14 protein-coding genes are annotated in these 18098 nt (G+C 72.9%); 9 read left to right on the forward strand and 5 right to left on the reverse strand.

All coding sequences use genetic code 11. The features are described 5' to 3' along the window. Nucleotides 1-143: 143 nt before the first annotated feature. Together CP977_RS22370 and CP977_RS35550 are read right to left on the reverse strand one after the other, a co-directional pair. Complete coding sequence (locus tag CP977_RS22370; protein ID WP_062752425.1) at nucleotides 144-536, reverse strand: hypothetical protein; 393 nt, start codon at nucleotides 534-536, stop codon at nucleotides 144-146. Next, nucleotides 536-817: a hypothetical protein gene (locus tag CP977_RS35550; RefSeq protein WP_062756887.1), complete on the reverse strand. Its 282-nt coding sequence runs from the start codon at nucleotides 815-817 to the stop codon at nucleotides 536-538. Before CP977_RS35550 ends, CP977_RS22370 begins: the two co-directional genes overlap by 1 nt. Nucleotides 818-921: 104 nt before the next feature. Between CP977_RS35550 and CP977_RS22380 the strand changes: the two genes are divergently transcribed. Next, a complete protein-coding gene (locus CP977_RS22380) occupies nucleotides 922-3102 on the forward strand; it encodes a DEAD/DEAH box helicase (protein ID WP_183953232.1) in 2181 nt (726 codons plus the stop codon). 301 nt (nucleotides 3103-3403) lie between these two features. Here CP977_RS22380 and CP977_RS22385 read toward each other — a convergent pair whose 3' ends face one another. Then, nucleotides 3404-4654 (reverse strand): hypothetical protein, encoded by a 1251-nt coding sequence (locus tag CP977_RS22385; RefSeq protein WP_152370719.1) that lies wholly within the window; start codon nucleotides 4652-4654, stop codon nucleotides 3404-3406. A 634-nt stretch (nucleotides 4655-5288) separates the two neighbouring features. Here CP977_RS22385 and CP977_RS22390 point away from each other — a divergent pair. The 5 genes from CP977_RS22390 (at nucleotide 5289) to CP977_RS22410 (ending at nucleotide 11348) form a co-directional block, all read left to right on the forward strand. Then, nucleotides 5289-6140 carry an AzlC family ABC transporter permease gene (locus CP977_RS22390; protein WP_199834577.1) on the forward strand — a complete coding sequence of 284 codons (852 nt, stop codon included), beginning with the start codon at nucleotides 5289-5291 and terminating at the stop codon, nucleotides 6138-6140. Then, nucleotides 6137-6469, forward strand: a complete 333-nt coding sequence (locus CP977_RS22395) for a branched-chain amino acid transporter permease (protein ID WP_062752420.1) — start codon at nucleotides 6137-6139, stop codon at nucleotides 6467-6469. The genes CP977_RS22390 and CP977_RS22395 overlap by 4 nt, the downstream gene beginning before the upstream one ends. 177 nt (nucleotides 6470-6646) lie before the next feature. Beyond that, complete coding sequence (locus tag CP977_RS22400) at nucleotides 6647-7630, forward strand: helix-turn-helix transcriptional regulator (protein ID WP_062752419.1); 984 nt, start codon at nucleotides 6647-6649, stop codon at nucleotides 7628-7630. A gap of 159 nt (nucleotides 7631-7789) precedes the next feature. Beyond that, nucleotides 7790-10438 (forward strand): AfsR/SARP family transcriptional regulator, encoded by a 2649-nt coding sequence (locus CP977_RS22405; RefSeq protein WP_152370720.1) that lies wholly within the window; start codon nucleotides 7790-7792, stop codon nucleotides 10436-10438. A 142-nt stretch (nucleotides 10439-10580) separates the two neighbouring features. Beyond that, entirely contained in the window at nucleotides 10581-11348 is a 768-nt protein-coding gene (locus tag CP977_RS22410) for a DUF4232 domain-containing protein (RefSeq protein ID WP_109185303.1), read from the forward strand. A gap of 55 nt (nucleotides 11349-11403) precedes the next feature. Here CP977_RS22410 and CP977_RS22415 read toward each other — a convergent pair whose 3' ends face one another. Then, nucleotides 11404-12234: a pyridoxal-phosphate dependent enzyme gene (locus CP977_RS22415; RefSeq protein WP_152370721.1), complete on the reverse strand. Its 831-nt coding sequence runs from the start codon at nucleotides 12232-12234 to the stop codon at nucleotides 11404-11406. Nucleotides 12235-12424: 190 nt separating this feature from the next. On the opposite strand from CP977_RS22415, the gene CP977_RS22420 reads away from it, so the two are divergent. Next, nucleotides 12425-14002 (forward strand): S8 family peptidase, encoded by a 1578-nt coding sequence (locus CP977_RS22420; protein WP_062752417.1) that lies wholly within the window; start codon nucleotides 12425-12427, stop codon nucleotides 14000-14002. Between the two features lie 202 nt (nucleotides 14003-14204). Further along, the gene (locus tag CP977_RS22425; RefSeq protein ID WP_159072871.1) at nucleotides 14205-15374 is read left to right on the forward strand and encodes a DUF4190 domain-containing protein; all 1170 of its coding nucleotides are present in this window, start codon (nucleotides 14205-14207) and stop codon (nucleotides 15372-15374) included. Nucleotides 15375-15438: 64 nt separating this feature from the next. On the opposite strand, the gene CP977_RS22430 is transcribed toward CP977_RS22425, so the two are convergent. Then, on the reverse strand, nucleotides 15439-16803 hold the full coding sequence (locus CP977_RS22430; RefSeq protein WP_062752416.1) for a glycoside hydrolase family 18 protein: 1365 nt from the start codon (nucleotides 16801-16803) through the stop codon (nucleotides 15439-15441). 243 nt (nucleotides 16804-17046) lie between these two features. Between CP977_RS22430 and CP977_RS22435 the strand changes: the two genes are divergently transcribed. Further along, a complete protein-coding gene (locus CP977_RS22435) occupies nucleotides 17047-17799 on the forward strand; it encodes a GntR family transcriptional regulator (RefSeq protein ID WP_062752415.1) in 753 nt (250 codons plus the stop codon). Nucleotides 17800-18098 lie beyond the last annotated feature (299 nt).

The raw sequence follows: 18098 nt of genomic DNA on the forward strand, positions 1-18098 counted from the left end.
GCGCATTTCCGCAGGTGGGAGCCCTGCACTACAGGTTCCGCTTCAACGTCTGACGCTATGTCCATACCTGTGCCCGACCCGCCTGTTGGTGGGTCGGGCACAGCTGTGTGTCCGCAGTGGGTCCCCGATCCCGCGATGCGGTCTCAGACCTTGACGACCTCCACGGAAGGGCCGCACAGGAGCGTCAGGTCCTCGGGGTCGGAGGCGAGGACGGTGACCGGTTGGGGCGCGTTGCGGGCGATGGCGGCGAGAGCGGAATCGATGGCGTACTTGTGGCCGTGAAGGTGACGGGTGCGAAGGAGGACTGCGGCCCGGTCGGTGATCTCCTTGGTGACGTCGTGGACGTCGACGCGGGAGAGGACCCACTTGATGCGGGCCGGGTGAATGCGCTCGCAGTCGGCCTCAAGCGTGGTCATGGCGCTGGTGGCGACTCGGACGCCCTCCTCCGACGCCGCCTGGACCAGGGCCACCACGGTGCGGTCCTTGCGGTAGAGCTTCGAGAGTCCTTCGCTGTCGAGCAGGAGGGTGCCGGGCATCAGGCGGTGGCCCCTCCGGCCTGCCGGTGGTCGTGGCGCAGCAGCGCCCGGGCGGCCTCGACCTCCTCGCGGGTGAGGGCTTCGTTGTCGGTCTCGAAGTCGGCGACGATCTCCCGCAGCTTGTCCATGGCGGCCCTCTGTTCGAGGGCCTCGGCGACGTAGGCGGAGAAACCGCCGGGCCCGGCGTGGGCGCGTACGGCCTCGGCGAGATCCTCGGGCAGGCTGACCGAATACTTCCTGCTACCGCTCCTACCGGTGGTCGTAAGTCTGGGGGTGTGGATGAACGCCCCGAGGTTCGGTCGATCGGCAGGGAGCTGCGAATGCCCGTCGAGACCCCGTGTGGGCGGTGGAAGGATGCGGGGAGGGTCGGAGAGGGGCGGGAAGCGTGGGGCGTGGCGAGCGGGACACAGTCGCGAGGGGAACGCGACTGTACGAGGCGGCGCAGGCAGTGGTCGGTGACCATGGAAGGGCGGTGGAGGCGGTACGCGCGGCACTGAAGCCGATCCATGATGCGGCGGTGAGGCGGGAGCTCGACGCCATACCCGTCGCTCGGCTGCAGGACGTCACCGAAGGGCGGCTGCGGCTGGGGAGCGTCGAGAAGAGCGGACTGCGCACCGTGGGCAGTGTTCTCGAAGCGGGCCCCTACCGGCTGCGGCAGATTCCCGGTGTAGGGCAGCGCACCGTCGACCAGATGCTCGCCGCCGCCCGCCGGCTCTCCGAGGCCGTGCACGAGACCGTGGCCGTCCACATCGACGTGGACCGGCCGGAACCGCGCACCACCGCGCTCGTCATGGCCCTGCACGTCCTGGTGGAGGCAGGCCCGGACGCCCGGCGTGCGGTCGACAAGGCCACCGTCCTGGCGGAACGGCTCGGTCCGCTGCTGGCCGACGCCAGGCCCGCCGCCGGAAGGGTCCGGATGCTGCTGGCCGGCCGGGAGAAGAAGGCTCGCGCGTGGGCGGCGGTCGCCGAGACCCGGTCGCTGGTGGACGAGGCGGAGCAGGCCGGCCTGCCCGAGCTGCTCGCCCAGGCGTCGGTGGACCTGCTCCGGGGGCTCTCGTCCGACGTCGCGGCCTGGGTGGACTTCGAACTCCGCTCCGCCGAGTACTACAGCCTGCTCGCCGAGATTTCCGGGCGGCTGCCGGACGCGGCTGCCGCAGAGGGCTTTCTGCCGGACGAGATCGCGGAGCGGGTACGGACCCAGTACCTCGACGACACGCACCGGCGGGTCTCCCTGCGCGGTTACCAGTCGTTCGGCGCACGGTTCGCGCTTGCGCAGCGCAAGGTGATACTCGGCGACGAGATGGGCCTCGGGAAGACCATCCAGGCGATCGCCGTCCTCGCCCACCTGGCTGCCGAGGGGCAGAGTCACTTCATGGTCGTCTGCCCGGCGAGCGTCCTCGTGAACTGGACTCGGGAGATCGAGGCCCGCAGCGCCCTGCGCGTCATGGTGCTCCACGGCCCCGACCGGCACGACGCGTTCGCCGACTGGAAGGGGCGGGGCGGGGTGGGGGTGACCACGTTCGACGCACTGCGCGGATTTCCGGCGCCGGGCGGTGGGGAGGTCGGACTCCTCGTCGTCGACGAAGCGCACTCCGTGAAGAACCCGAAGGCCAAGCGGTCTCAGTCGGTCGCCCTGTGGGCGGAGCGCTGTGAGCGCAGCCTCTTCATGACCGGGACCCCGATGGAGAACCGGGTCGTGGAGTTCCGCAACCTGGTCCGGATGCTCGACGGCGACGTCGCGGACTCCCTCGGTGAACGGGACGCGCTGGCCGGATCGGTCGCCTTCCGCAAGGCGGTGGCCCCGGTCTACCTGCGGCGCAACCAGGAGGACGTGCTGACGGAACTCCCGAGCCTTCAGCAGACCGACGAGTGGGAGGAGCTGAGCGCTTCGGACGAGGAGGCGTACCGCGAAGCCGTGCGCGCGGGCAACTTCATGGCCATGCGCAGGGCCGCGTACATGCGCCCCGAGAAGTCGGCCAAGCTGGACCGGCTCCGGGAGATCGTTCAGGAGGCCGGCGAGAACGGGCAGAAGACGGTGGTCTTCTCCAACTTCAAGGACGTCCTGGGCGTGGCGAAGGAGGCCCTCACGGCCGGAACCGCCGGGGCCGCTCCGGTGTTCGGTCCGCTGACCGGCGGCGTCCCGGCCCAGCGTCGCCAGGAGATCGTCGACGACTTCGCCGGTGTCCAGGGCCCGGCGGTGCTCCTGGGACAGATCCAGGCAGCGGGCGTCGGCCTCAACATGCAGGCCGCCTCCGTCGTCGTCATCTGCGAACCCCAGATCAAGCCGACCGTCGAACATCAGGCGGTGGCCCGGGCCCACCGTATGGGCCAGGTCAGGCCGGTTCGCGTGCACCGTCTCCTCGCCACCGGGGGCGTGGACGAACGCATGGTGAAGATGCTGGAAGCCAAGACGCGCCTGTTCGATGCCTACGCCCGCCGCAGCGCCGTGGCCGAAGCCACCCCGGACGCGGTCGACGTGTCGGACACCGAGCTGGCACGTCGGATCGTCGAGGAGGAACAGGCACGTCTGGGTATGACGGACGAGAGGCTCATGTCGGCCGAGTGAGGGTGTCCTCCGGTCCGCAGGACACCCGTAAACGGCTGTCGGGAGCCAACACGTGCCGACCAGGAAACCCCAGGTCAGAGCCCTCCGTGAGGCTCCGCCGCAGGTCAGGATCGGCCCGCAGGCATTCCGCTTCAACGTGTGGCGGGTGCCGCGCCACCATGTCGATGACTTGGCGAGCACGTGGGTCACGTGGGGCCCGGCCATGAAAGGCCGGGCCCCACGTCGGTTTCTGTGCCTGAGGAGGGCTCTCCGTCACGGTGTTCGGTGAAGGGGAGCCCCCGAGGGGCGGCTGTTCACCGGATCAGCTTCTGGACCCGTCGTCCTCCCGAACGCGAGGCGTGGTGGGGCGGTGCGAGCTGTACGAGGGGTCCCAGAAGGACGGGGGTGCCATGTCGTCCTCGTCGGCTTCCCACCGGCCCCGGTCCTGTTCGTCCGCTTCCGGGGCCGTGGCCGTATCGGTGGACAGCGAGTCATCGAGGTCCGAGAAGCGTGGTGGCCAGGGCCCCGTGGCGTCCCCTTCGCCCGAAGGCTCCTCGTCCCCCTCTTCGCCGGGTGTCGAGAAGAAGGTCCGCGCGATCTCCTCGGCGGCCTCGTCCAGCCCCTGCTCTCTCAGACTCCGCACCACACGGTGCGCGAGCACCGCGTATCCGTCCATGTCCGGCTTCAGGCCCGCCTCCGCCAACAACAGGTGCAGCCGGACCGAGACCCCCACTTCCCGCTCGCGATCGAACACCTCCTCTCCTTGGCCGCTCACGGGCGGCACGAGCAGGTGACGGAAGAGTTCGGGCACCTCCTCGTCGTTGGCCGCCGCCGAGATCTGGGCGAGCGGGCCGATCATGCGGACCGCCTTGTCGATCTCGTCCTCGTGGCGGGCGAGCCACCACACCACCGCGCTGCCCGCGCTCTTGAGCACATCCTCACTGAGGTAGCGACGCTTGTTGCGTTCGTGTTGACGCTCGTACTCCCAGAGCTCCTCGTCCTTGCGCAGGTCGTTCAGTTTCCGCAGGCGCTCGCGGTCGGCGGGGGCGAGAACCAGCGTCACCCCCTCCGCCAGCGCCTCCACCCGCCCGCTCCGGTGCGGGAGCAGGACGCCCAACTCCCCATCCAGGAGGTACTGCGCGAAGCTCGCCCGGCCGGGTTCCTCGTGACGGACGATCTCACGGGCCCGGCTGACGATCGAGGACCTGGCGAGCGAGGCGAAGGCGCTGTCGGACCGGTCGGTGTGGTCGGGGACCGGTCTCCACCACACAGTGGCGGAGAAGAGGAAGTCGTAACCGTCCGTCGCGCTCGGCAGCACCGCGTCGATCACCTGTGTCCCCTGGTACGGCGGCTCCGCCGGAGCAGCGGGCGGCTCGGTCTCCCCGGACTCGTACGGGCCGGCCGGCGCACGACCACCGCTGAGGCCCGCCATCACGAGGAGCAGGGAACCGGAGGTCGTGACCATGGACATGAAGCCCCACAGCCATGCCGACCAGTGCACGAGGTGTCCGAACACAGCTGGTGCGAGGCCGCAGAGAGCGACCAACAACAGGCTGGGAAAACGGTGTCTCATCGTGTCTCTTCCGTGGTCCGTGGTCCGGCGCCCGCACGCCCCGTACTCTCGGCGCGGGCGCCCTCACGGAACCGTCGTCAGATGATCACCGGGCGACGCGAGCCCCGACGGTGTTGCCCGTTGCCTCTTTCGTCGGCCATTGCTCCCTGTCCATTCCTCGGAGTGACCGGGATCGACCATGACCGGGACGAAGTGTTCGAGAATGACGGGACCATGGGTGGGGCCTCTGCTTCACGAAGTCGCAGTGCTTGATCCGGGCAGGGGCGACGAAGCCGCCCTCGGCGTCCTGGTGACGCTGCTGCCCCCGCTGACCGGAATGGCGGCCGGCCTCTCCGAGGCCACCTCCTCGGACGTGGGCCTGCACCTGAACTCCGGTGTCCTCGCCGTCGTCGGGGGCACGGTGAACGGGGCCCGTCGGCGAAGGCGGTGGACGCGCGGCGTCGCCCCGGCCTCCGTCCCGTACCCCTCAGGTCGGGGCCCCCGCGGGTTTCCGGGCGGCTCCTGGCACATCCGTGCCATGCAGCTTCGTGGCACCCGGCGAGCGGTGACAGGCGGATCGGAGCGGGTGAAGCTGGGTCCCTCCCGGCCGTTCGGCCGCCCTGCCCCACGTACACGAACTCGCAGGAGACCGCGCATGCGCGCATCGCCACCCCTCACGGACCCCGAGGAACGGACGGACCCCACGGAACGCACGGACCCCGAAGGACGGACAGGCCCCACGGAACAGGCGGACCCCATGGAGCAGGCGGGCCCCACAGAACGGGCGGACCCCACGGAACAGGCGGACCGCCCGCAACCCCAAGGCGGCACCGGGGAAGCGTTCCGGCTCACCGTGCCCGTCGCCATGGCCTACATCCCGCTGGGCGTCGCGTTCGGCGTGCTGCTGACCGCGAGTGGCGTCAACTGGTACTGGGCCCCGCTCTCCACCCTCCTCATCTACGCGGGCTCCATCGAGTTCCTCGCCGTCGGCTTCATGGTGGCCGGACTGCCGCTCTACCAGGTCGCGTTCACCTCCCTGATCGTGAACTTCCGGCACATCTTCTACGGCCTCTCCTTCCCGATCGGCCGGCTGCGCGGACGGGTCCGGAAGGCGTACGGCGTCTTCGCCCTGACCGACGAGACGTACGGCATCACCTCCGCGGGCCCCGGCGCGCACCTCACCGGACGGCAGATCACCGTCCTGCAAGTGGTCAGCCACGTCTGGTGGTTCCTCGGCGCGCTGCTCGGCGCCCTGCTCGGCCAGGTGGTCCCGGAGAGCGTCAAGGGCTTCGAGTTCGCCCTCACCGCCATGTTCCTGACCCTCGCGGTCAACGCGGTGCGCAGCAGCAGGAGCGCGGCCCTCGTCCTGCTCGCCCTGGGCGCCGGGGCGGTCGGGTACGTCGTGGACCGGTACGTGGTCGGCGAGTCGTTCCTCGTCGTGAGCCTGCTCCTCTACGTGGCCCTCATCAGCGCCACGTACCGGAAGGACGAGGAGGCGGCGGAGTGAGCACCCTCTCCGACGCGCACGCGTTCGCCGTCGTCGGCGTGATCGCCCTGGTCACCCTGGCCCTCCGGGCCGCCCCGTTCCTCGCCCTGCGGAAGCCCGCCGCCCACGGCTACCTGCGCCACCTCGGCGAGAAGATGCCGACCGGGGTGATGGTGCTGCTCGTGGCGTACACCGTCAAGGACGTCGACGTGACCGCCCACCCGTACGGACTCCCGCACCTGGTCCCGCTCGCCGTCGCGGCGCTCATGTACGCGAAGACGGACAATGCCCTCCTGTCGATCGGCGGCGGCGTCGCGCTCCACATGCTCCTCGTCAACGGCGTGCTCTGACGCGGGGGCACGACACCGGGGCCCCGACCCGGCGCCCGTCCGGCGTCCGCCCGTCGGACGTGCGTTGCGCCGCCGCGGCCCGTGTCCGACACTGCGGTACGTCCCAGGGCGGCGGCCGCCGGCGCGCCGGGCCGCACCGCCCTCCGCAGCGCCGTGACGTGTGGGGGAGCTGTCCACGTGCTGACTCCGTTCGGTCTCACGGAAGCGGCCGACCGGCTCTACCGGTTCGTCCTCGCCCGGCCGGGGTGCGCCGCGGCGGAGGCCGCCGAGGAGTTCGACGGCTCGGCGCACGCGCTGGACGGGGCGCTCCGGGAGCTGACGCGGCTCGAACTGCTCACGTCGGACGGGCCGGACCCCGGCCGGCTGTACGTCGTGAACCCCAAGGCCGCCCTGGACACCCTGCTCGCGTTCCAGCAGGCCGAGATAGCCGAGCGGAACCGCACGCTGGCCCGCAGCCAGGCCGCCGCCGAGATGCTGCTCGCCCAGTACGCCGCGCGGCACGGCGGCGACGAGGAGCCGGAGGTCGAACACCTCCGCGGCGCCGAGGCGGTACGGGCCCGGATGAGCGACCTGGTGCCCACCATGCGCGACGAGTCCCTGGCCTTCGTGCCCGGCGGCGCCCAGACGCCGGAGGTCCTCGCGGCGAGCAAGGCGACCGGCGCGGAGCCGCTGGCGCGCGGGGTGCGGATGCGCTCGGTGTACCTGGACTCCATCCGCAACGCCCCGGGCACCCTGGAGCACGCCCGCTGGCTCACCGAGCGCGGCGCGGAGGTCCGCACCGTGCCCGCGCTCCCCATGCGCCTGTGGATCAAGGACCGGGAGCTGGCGATGGTGCCGATCGATCCGGCCGACAGCGCGGCGGGCGCGGTGCTGCTGCGCCAGCCCGGCGCGGTGACGGCGTTCCTCGCGCTGTTCGAGGCGGTGTGGGCGTCGGCGGTCCCGTTCGGCGAGGCCCCCCGGCGCAGCCTGGAGGACCCCGGCTCGCAGCCCCGCGAGCTGCTGCGCCTCCTGGCCCTGGGCCACACGGACGAGGCCGCGGCCCGCCGCCTGGGCATCTCCCTGCGCAGCGAGCGGCGCCTCATCTCGGAGCTGATGGAGAGACTGGACGCCCGCAGCCGCTTCCAGCTCGGCCAGCGCGCGGTCGAGAACGGCTACGTCTGAGGCGTGCGGGCCGCCGTACGGAACGCCACTGTGTGGAACACCACGTCCGGTTTCGGCCGATGCGCGTCGCGCGGGCAACTCCGCGTCGCGGAGGGCCCTCTTCCCCCACGTATCCTCGACTGCCGGGGAAAACGGGGGTGTGATCGCGGAGGTGTGAAGGTGGAGTTCCGGCTGCTCGGCTCCGTTGCGATGGTGACGGAGGACGGGGACGTAGCCCTGGGACCCGCCAAGCGGTCCAGCCTCCTCGCCATGCTCCTGCTCCGCCCCAACAGCGCGGTGAACGTCGGGCAGTTGATCGACGCCCTGTGGGAGGAGGAGCCGCCCACCCACGCCAAGACCGTCCTCCAGGGGCACGTCTCGCGGCTGCGGGCCCTGCTCGCCGAGCACGGGGCCGAGGCGTACGGGGTCGAGCTCGCCACCCAGGGCTCCGCGTACGTGCTGCGGATGCCGGAGTCGCTGGTGGACGTGCACCGGTTCGAGGAGCTGGTGGGGCTCGCCGGGGTGCAGCGGCAGCCCGCCGACGCGGTCCGGATGCTGCGGGAGGCGCTGTCGTACTGGCAGGGGCCCGCGCTCACCGGGACCGTCCAGAGCAGGCCCCTGGAGGCCGCCGCCACCGGGCTCGAGGAGCTGCGGCTCGCCACCGTGGAGGCGCTGGCGCAGGCGTACGGGCAGCTCGGCGAGCACGCCAGGGCCGCCGCCGTCCTGCGGACCGAGGCCGTCGCCCACCCCCTGCGCGAGTCCCTCGCCGCCGCCCTGATGCTGGCCCTCGGCCGCTCCGGACGCCAGTCGGACGCGATCGACTGGTACCACCGGACCCGGCGGCTGCTCGCCGAGGAGCTGGGCGTCGACCCCGGCGAGACGCTCAGCGAGGCGTACGCGACGCTGCTGCGCGCCGCCGAGCCCGCCCCCGTCGCCCGTCCCGTCGCCCCGCCCGCCGAGCTCCCCGCGCCGGAGGGCCTGCCCCGGGCGCCGCGCGGCTTCACCGGGCGGGGCGCCGAGCTGGCCGCGCTCGACCGGGCGGTACGCGGCGGGGACGGGCCCGTCTGTCTCGTCACCGGGCCGGCGGGCGTCGGCAAGACCGCCTTCGCGGTCCACTGGGCGTACGAGCGGCGCGCCGACTTCCCCGACGGGCGGCTCTTCGCCGACCTGAAGGGTTTCAGCGAGACCCCCGCGCCCGAGACCGCCGCCGTCCTGCGCGAGTTCCTGCTCGCCCTCGGCGTCCCGGACCGGCGGATGCCGGAGGGCGTCGAGGCGCGCGGCGCCCTCTTCCGCTCCCTCACCGCCGAGCGCCGGCTGCTCGTCGTCCTCGACAACGCCCGCTCCTCCGGGCAGGTCAGGCCGCTGCTGCCCGGCGGCGACCACTGCGCGACCCTCGTGACCAGCCGCGACCGGCTCGGCGGCCTCGTCGCCTCGGACGCCGCCCGGCCGGTGCCGCTCGGCCATCTGCCGGAGAGCGACGCCGCCGCCCTGCTCGCCACCGTCCTCGGCGAGGACCGGATCGCGGCCGAGCCCGCCGCCGCCGCACGGCTCGCCGGGCTCTGCGACGGGCTGCCGCTCGCGCTGCGGGTGACGGCGGCCCGGCTCGCCGAGCGGCCCGCCTGGACCCTGGACGCCATGGTCGGCGAACTCGCCGACGAGCAGAGCAGACTGGCCCTCCTCGACGTCGAGGACCGGGGCGTCTCCGCCGCGCTGCGGCTCACCGTGCAGCAGCTCCCCGACTCCGCCGCCCGCATGTTCCGCGCGCTCGGCCTGCACACCGGCGCCGACCTCGACCGGTTCGCGGCGGGCGCGCTCGCCGGGACCTCGCCCGCGCAGGCCTCCGCCGACCTGGACCGGCTCGCCGCCGCCCACCTGCTCACCGAGGCCGTCCCCGGCCGCTGGACCCCGCACGACCTCGTCCGCCTCTACGCCCGCCACCTCGCCCCGCAGGCCGACCCCGAGGGGCTGCACCGCCTCCTCGACCACTACCTCTACACGGGGCTCGCGGTCGACGCCGCCGCCGAGCCCGGCTCCCAGCCCTGCTACACGCTGCCCGCCGACGCCCGGCGGCCCGCCGCCGTCAGGGAGTTCGAGGACCGCGCGGCGGCCCTGGAGTGGTACGTGGCCGAGCGTGCCGCCCTGGAGGGCGCGGTCGCCGCCGCGGCCGCCCTCGGTCTGCACGACCGGGCCTGGCGGCTCGCGCTGGTCCCGTGGCCGCTGATGCTCATGCGGATCGGGGACGGCTGGACCCCGATCCTGGAGGCCGGGCTCGTCTCCGCCGAGCGGATCGGCGACGTCGACGCGCAGTCCCGGACCCGGGCGCTGCTGGGCTGGATCCTGCACGCGGAGGGCCGGGACGCCGAGGCGCTCGTCCACCTGGAGAAGGCGCCCGGCCTGGCCGCCCGCGCGGGCGACCCGATCAGCGAGGCCATCGCCTACGTCAACCACGCCGCCGTCCTGGACGCCACCGGGGAGCACGAGCGGGCCGGCCTGCTCATGCTGCACGCGGTCTCGCTCGCCGACCGCACCGGCCACCCCTCCACCCAGGTCCTCACCCTCCAGCACCTGGCGGACCACTGCCTGAAGGCGGAGGAGTACGGGGCGGCGCTCGCCCACACCCTGCGCGCGGAGGAACTGGTCGCCCCCGACGCGGCGGTCGTACGGGCCCAGCTCCAGATCGTCCGGGGCGAGGCGCTGGCCGGCATCGGACGCCTCGAAGAGGCCACCGACCAGCTGGAACGCGCGATCGTGGCCTCCGAGAAGGCCGGTTTCCCGGAGGGTTCGGCACGGGCCGCCGACCGCCTTGCGCGCCTGTCAGCCGATCGTTAGCGGCACGCAAGCGGGACGGCAGTACGGGACGGAAAGCTGGATACCGCACCGATCGACGAACCGGTGCGCACGCACCGAAAAGGTGCACCGGCGTGCGACCACCGAGCGCGCCGGCCGACCGCTTTCCCGGGGGAGAACCACCATGCGTCACCACCGCAAGAACACCGTCCTGGCCGCTGCCGCCGTCGCCGCCCTCTCGCTGGGCCTGACCGCCTGCGGCGGCTCCGACACGGGCGCCAAGGACGCCGGCAGCGCGAGCTCCGCCCCGCAGGCCGCCGCGGACCAGAACGCCGCCAAGGGCGGCGCGACCGCCACGACCGGCGGCTCCACGACCGAAGGTTCCACGACCGGCGCTTCCACGGCCGGAGGCTCCACGTCCGGCGGGACCACCGCCGGCGGTTCCACGGCCGGCGGCAAGGGCACGACCGCCTCCACCGCGTCCACCGGCTCCGCCACCGGCGCCAAGGCCTCCGCCAAGGCCCCGGCCTGCGCCCACGGCGACGTCAGGATCACGGTGGAGAAGGCCGACGAGGTCCCGACCGAGCACGTCGTCCTCACCGCCACCAACGTCTCCGGCCGCGCCTGCACCCTGCTCGAGTACCCGCTGCTGGCCTTCGGCCCGATCCAGACCGCCAAGGACGTCCCGGCCGTCGCGAAGAGCAAGCCGGCCGCCCCGATCGTGCTGAAGAACGGCGAGCCCGCCCACGCCAACGTGCGGGTCTCCCTCGGCGGCGTCCACGAGGACAACAAGGTGGTGAAGGAGTTCACCGTCAACCTCTTCGCCGCCGACGGCCCCGCCGAGGGCAGCGTCGTCGTCAAGGCCCCGGCCGGCGGCCTCGCGGTGAACGAGGCCGTCGCGAAGACGGGCTACTGGACGTACGAGCTGCGCAACGGCGCCGACGAGTTCTGACGGGCGGCCCCCGCACCGGTACGCGATCCGGTCCGTACGGGGCGGGGGAGCCGGCTCAGGGAGCCAGGCCCGTCTTCGCCCCCGCCCCGCACAGCGGCACCACCGTGAGGCCCGGGCGCGGCGGGGCCGCGTCCACCGCCGCCCAGCAGGCCGTGCCCGTGGCCTCCACGAAGAGACCGCGCCGCGCCAGGTCCCGCTGGGCGGCGCGGATCCGCTCCTCCGGCACCGTCAGGAACGTGCCGCCCGTCGCCCGGACCGCCCGCAGGATCTGCCGCGCCCGGGGCGGCGCCGGGATCGCGATGCCCTCGGCGAGGGTGGGGCGGGCGGCGGCGGGCCCGGCGATGTCGTCCGCGCCCGCGTGGAACGCCTCGCGGTCGCCGGGCACCTCGACCACCTCGGCGCCGTGCGCCCGGATCTGCTCCGCCTTCTTCGGGGACGTGCCTCCGGGAACGTACACGCGGCAGGCGAGCCCGGCCCGCGCGCAGTACGCGGCGGCGGCCGTGCCCGCGTTCCCGCTGCTGTCGGCCACGACCCGGTCGAGACCGCCGGCCCGCGCGAGGCGCAGGGCGTGCGCGGCGAGCACCGCCGCGCCCCGGTCCTTGAACGACAACGTCGGCATGAGGAAGTCGAGTTCGGCCGAAACGGACGCGGTGAGGGGCACGAGGGGCGTGCGGCCCTCCCCGAGGGTCTCCTCGGGCGCACACGGCAGCGGAGGCAGCGCCTCCGTGTAACGCCACAATGAATTCACACGTGACGCGAGTGACGGGAGGGAGACCGGTTCGCTCGCGAAGTCGAGGTCCCACGGCCCGCGACACCGCGGACAACACCAGGTGAGTGCGGAGACGGGGGAGGAAACGCGGCACCGGGGGCACGTGCAGGCGGCCATGCGGCCCAGGACGGCAGCCGTGTGGCGCGGACGTTACGGGGTGCCGGGCACCCTTGTGCGATTCCTATGGATCCGCCAATCTTTCGCTCGACAGCCGGACGTTCGAAACGGCGCGGACACCTCGCGTCTGCTTGTCATGTCCCTGTCGCACCCCCACAGCAGCGCACCACCAATGAGGAGGAACCCTCACATGTCAGTGATGCGTGATTCGCGTCGCAGAGTCGCCGCCGCCGCCGCGGTGGCCGTCGCCGCCCTCACCCTCGGCTCGCTCTCCGCCCTCCCGGCCACCGCCGCGCCGGCCGCCCCGGAAGGCGTCATCGAGAACGCCGGGGCCGAAGGCGCCATCGCGGGCAGCTACATCGTCACACTGGAGGAGTCGGCGCCGGCCGAGACCGCCGAGGGCCGCGCGGTCGCCGCCGAGTACGGCGCGAAGATCAAGAAGACGTACACCTCCGCGCTCAACGGCTACAACGTCGAGCTCTCCGAGGCGCAGGCCAGGAAGCTGGCGGCCGACCCCGCGGTGAAGTCCGTGGCGCAGAACCGCGTCTTCAGGATCAACGCCACCCAGCCCTCCCCGCCGTCCTGGGGCCTGGACCGGATCGACCAGCGGGCCCTCCCGCTGAACCAGAGCTACACCTACCCGGACAACGCGGGCCAGGGCGTCACGGCGTACATCATCGACACCGGTGTGCGGATCTCCCACAGCGACTTCGGCGGGCGCGCCTTCAACGGCTTCGACGCCGTCGACAACGACAACGTCTCCCAGGACGGCAACGGCCACGGCACCCACGTCGCCGGCACCGTCGCGGGCACCGCCCACGGCGTCGCCAAGAAGGCGAAGATCGTCGGCGTCCGCGTGCTCGACAACAACGGCTCCGGCACCACCGCCGGCGTCGTCGCGGGCATCGACTGGGTGACCCGGAACGCCGTCAAGCCGGCCGTCGCCAACATGAGCCTCGGCGGAGGCGCCGACGCCACCCTCGACGCGGCCGTCCGCAACTCGATCGCGTCCGGCGTCACGTACGCGATCGCCGCCGGCAACAGCAACGCCAACGCGTCGAACTACTCCCCGGCCCGGGTGACCGAGGCGATCACGGTCGGCTCCACGACCAACACCGACGCCCGCTCCAGCTTCTCGAACTACGGCACCGTCCTGGACATCTTCGCCCCGGGCTCGTCCATCACCTCGGCGTGGCACACCGGCGACACCGCCACCAACACGATCTCCGGTACGTCGATGGCGGCCCCGCACGTCGCCGGCGCGGCCGCGCTGTACCTCGGGAGCAACCCGACGGCCACCCCGGCCCAGGTGGGCACCGCCCTGGTGAACGCCGCCACGCCCAACGTGGTGACCAACCCGGGCTCCGGCTCCCCGAACCGGCTCCTGTACGTCGGTGACGGCGGCACCACCCCGCCGCCCCCCGGCAAGAACTTCGAGAACACCACGGACTACACCATCGCCGACCGGGCGACCGTCGAGTCCCCGATCACCGTCACCGGCGTCACCGGCAACGCCCCCGCCACCCTCAAGGTGCCGGTGAACATCGTCCACACCTACATCGGTGACCTCCAGGTCCAGCTGATCGCCCCCGACGGCTCGGCGTACACGCTGAAGGCCTTCGGCACCGGCGGCAGCACGGACAACATCAACACCACGTACACCGTGAACGCCTCCTCGGAGGTCGCCAACGGCACCTGGAAGCTGCGGGTCACGGACAACGCGACCTACGACACCGGGAAGATCGACTCCTGGGGCCTGCAGTTCTGACCCGCCCCGGGCCTCCTGAGCACTGAAAACCGAACACCGCACGCCGAACGACGAGGGGCGGGCGCCCGAGGGCGCCCGCCCCTTCCGCGTGTCCGGACGCTCCTCCCGCCCCGCGATACGCGCGCGACGGGTGTCGGTCCGACCGCGTACGATGCGCGCTCGTTCGCCTGTTCGCACCACCGCCCCGCAGGAGCACCCACCCGTGGACCCGATCCAGCCGCCCCCGCCGCCCCCGGGGAGCCCGCAGCCGCAGGAGTGGCCCGCCCCGGGGCCGTACACCTCCCCGGGAATGCCCTACGCGGCCGGCCCCTACGGCCCGCCCGGCGGCCCCGGCGCGGGCCCCCACGGGCAGCCCCCGCGGAGCACCAGCGGACTCGCCGTCGCCTCCCTCGTCTCCGGCGTCGTCTGCTGCCTCGCCCCCCTCGGCCTGGTCCTGGGCCTCGTGGCCCTCCCGCGGATCAGGAAGAGGGGCCAGGCGGGCAAGGGGCTCGCGATCGCGGGCATCGTCCTCTCCGCGCTCAGCTGCGTGCTCCTCGTCCTCGGCCTCGTGACCGGCGGCTTCTCCTCGGCGTGGAGCGGCTTCAAGAAGGGCGTCGAGGAGGGCGTGGACGAGGCCGCCCGCTCGAAGTCCCCGTTCTCGCTGCGCACCGGCCAGTGCTTCAGCGACCACGGCAAGACGAAGGACTACACGACGGAGGTCACCGTCGTCGACTGCGCCCGCCCGCACGACGGCGAGGTCACCGGCGGCTTCGAGGTCACCGGCTTCACCACCTGGCCCGGCGAGGACGCGATCGACGCGATCGCGGAGAAGCGCTGCGAGACGGTCAACCTCGCGTACGCGATGGACACCTGGGCGATCCCGGAGGACGTCTGGCTCTTCTACTACCTGCCCAGCAGCCAGAGCTGGAAGCTCGGCGACCGGACCGTGACCTGCGCGCTCGCCGGCGAGAAGAAGCCGTTCAGCGGCTCGCTGCGCTCCGACGCCACGACCCTGGACGCCGACCAGACGCACTTCCTGAAGTCCCTGAACCCGATCGAGACGGTCCTCTACCGGGAGCCGGAGGAGGACCCCGACGAGGACTTCGCGGCCAACAAGGCCTGGGCCGGCGAGGTCCTGGCGGCGATCGACGGGGCGCACGCGGCCCTCGGACGCCACTCCTGGCCCGGCGCCGCGACGAAGCCGGTCGCGACGCTCCGGAAGGACCTCGCGGCGACCTCGAAGCAGTGGCGCGCGCTGGCGACGGCGGCCGACGCCGACGCGTACTGGGAGGCGTACGACACGGCCTTCGACGCCCTGCCCGCCACCGGGGACGCGCGGGGCGCGCTCGGCCTGACGGACACCCCGCCGGAGGGCGCGGGCACCTCGACCTGAGGCGCGCCCGGCGGCCCCGTGCCCGGCCGCCGCTCGGCGGCCGGGCACAAGGGGGACGCAGGGGTCAGCGCCGCTTCAGGCCCCGGTCGACGGCGGTGATCAGCTCGCCGTCCGGGGTGTCCCCGTCGAGCGACCAGATCATCGCGCCGCCGAGCCCGTTCTGCCGGACGTAGGCCGCCTTGGTGCGCAGCACGGTGGGGTCGTCGTACGTCCACAGGGTGGTGCCGTCGAAGAGCCAGGCGTGCCCGTTCCTCTCGTCCCGGTAGAGCTTGTACGTCCCCGACTCCGCGAGCCGCTTCAGGAACTCGTAGTCCTCGGAGCCCGCCGTCCAGGTGGCGGGGGCGGGGCCGGCCGCGGGCTTGCCGAGGCCGTTGCCGCCGCCGGTGACCCCGGTCCAGCCCTGCCCGTAGAAGGGCATGCCGACCACGAGCTTGCGGGCGGGGGCGCCGCGCCGCAGCCAGGCCTTGACGGTCTGGTCGACGCTGAAGTCGTTCTTCGCGTACAGCGCGGACTGCTGTGCCGTCCTCGGCTCGCCGGAGACGTGGAAGTCGTAGCCCTGGAGGTTCACGAAGTCGAAGTCCCGCATGATCTTGGCGACTTCGAAGCCCGCGTCGATCTTGGCGGGGGCGGTGGGCACGTACGCGCTCAGCTCGTAGTGCTTGCGCTTCTTCAGCGAGCGCCCGTACGCGTCGAGCTGGACGCGGAACTCCCGTACGAGCTTGGTGAAGTTGGGCTTGTCCTCGGGGCGGATCACGTTCCCCGGGGCGCCGTCCGAGCCCGGCCACTCCCAGTCGAGGTCGATGCCGTCGAAGATCCCGGCGGCCGCCCCGGCGCCGCCGCGGGCGCCGTCCACGGGCAGGTTGCCCTTGATGTACGTGTCGATGCAGGAGGCCACGAGGGTCTTGCGGCCGGCGTCCGTGCGCACCGCGTCGGAGAAGTGCGCGGAGCCGGTCCAGCCGCCCAGCGAGATCATGACCTTGAGCCCCGGGTGCTCGGCCTTCAGCTCGCGCAGCTCGTTGAAGTTGCCGGCCAGGCGCTGCCCGTCGGCGTCCCCGACGCCGTCCACGGAGTTCGCGGCGTCGACGGGGCGCACGTAGTCGGCCCACGGGTCGGAGCCGGGGGCGTTGCCCATGAGGCACTTGCCGTCCGGGCCGATCACGCCGAAGGCGTAGTTGACGTGGCTGAGCTTGGCGGCCGTGCCGCTCGTCTCCAGGTCCTTGACCTGGAAGTTCCTTCCGTAGATGCCCCATTGGGTGAAGTAGCCGATCCGCTTGAGGTCCTGCCCGTGGGAGGGCTTGTGGGAGGACTGGTGGGCGGATCCGTGCGGGGCCTGGTGCGCGCCGGCGGTGGGGGCCAGGGTGGCGAGGAGGCCGAGGGTGACGGCGGTGGCCGCGCCGAAGGTCAGCTTGGACATGGCTCTGGGACGCATGGGCTCGTTCCTGTGCGAGGCGGGATGGAGCGTGCGGAGGTGCGCGTGCGTGCAGGGAGGAAAGTATTGGTCTGTACCAATGGGGTCAAGGGATCCGACCGCATCCGCCGAAGGGTGAATCCCGGTAGAGGAGGTGTACGGCGGGAAGCTTCATCACTTCGAGTGAAACTCTGGCCCATGCTTGCGGTCCGCGACCCACGGTTGTCACGCTGTAGCTGACAGTCAACCTGAGGGGAGTGTCCAGTGACGTTCGGTGAGCAGCCCGCCTATCTGCGCGTGGCGAGCGATCTGCGGGACAAGATCGCCAACGGCTCGCTTCCTCCCCATACCCGTCTCCCCTCGCAGGCACGCATCCGCGAGGAGTACGGGGTGTCGGACACCGTCGCACTGGAGGCCCGCAAGGTACTGATGGCCGAGGGGCTCGTGGAGGGCCGCTCGGGCTCCGGGACGTACGTGCGGGAGCGCCCGGTGCCGCGCCGGATCGCCCGCTCCGGCTACCGCCCGGCCTCCGGGGCCAGCCCCTTCCGGCAGGAGCAGGCGGCCGAGGGGGCCCGCGGCACCTGGGACTCGCACAGCGGGCAGGAGCCCGCGAGCCCGGAGGTGGCCGGACGGCTCGGTATCGAGCCGGGGGAGCGGGTGATGCGCACGCGGTACGTGTACCGGGACGGCGGCGAGCCCATGATGGTCTCCACCTCCTGGGAGCCCCTCGCCGTCACCGGCCGGACGCCGGTCATGCTGCCCGAGGAGGGGCCCCTGGGCGGCTGCGGGGTGGTCGAGCGGATGGCCGCCATCGACGTCGTCGTGGACAACGTGGTGGAGGAGGTCGGCGCCCGCCCCGGCCTCGCGGACGAGCTCCTGGCGCTGGGCGGGGTCCCGGGCCACGTGGTGATGGTCGTGGAGCGGACCTACTACGCCTCGGGCCGGGCCGTCGAGACCGCCGACGTGGTGGTCCCGGCCGACCGCTACCGGATCGCGTACCACCTGCCGGTGAGGTGACACGGGACGGGCCCTGCGCCGCGACCCCCGCCGCACCTCCCCCTGGCGCGCCTTCCGTGTGCCACGGGCTCCGCGTCGCGACCCTTTCCGCCGCCCCTCCCGTGGCGCGCCCTCTGTGTGTCACGGGCCCGCCTGGCGGCCCCTCCCGCCGTGTCTCCCAGGGCCGCGCCCCCGCGCCGCGACCCCCTCCGTGTCGCGGTGGTCCGTCGCCCGCGCCCCCTTCTCTTCGTGCCCGCCGCCGGACGCGGCTCCCGCCGCCGTGTCCGGCGTCGCCCCCCGTCGCGTCCGCGCGGTCCGCT

Origin of the sequence: Streptomyces cinereoruber (assembly GCF_009299385.1) — a bacterium.
In the GTDB taxonomy this organism is placed as follows: Bacteria; Actinomycetota; Actinomycetes; order Streptomycetales; family Streptomycetaceae; genus Streptomyces; species Streptomyces bikiniensis.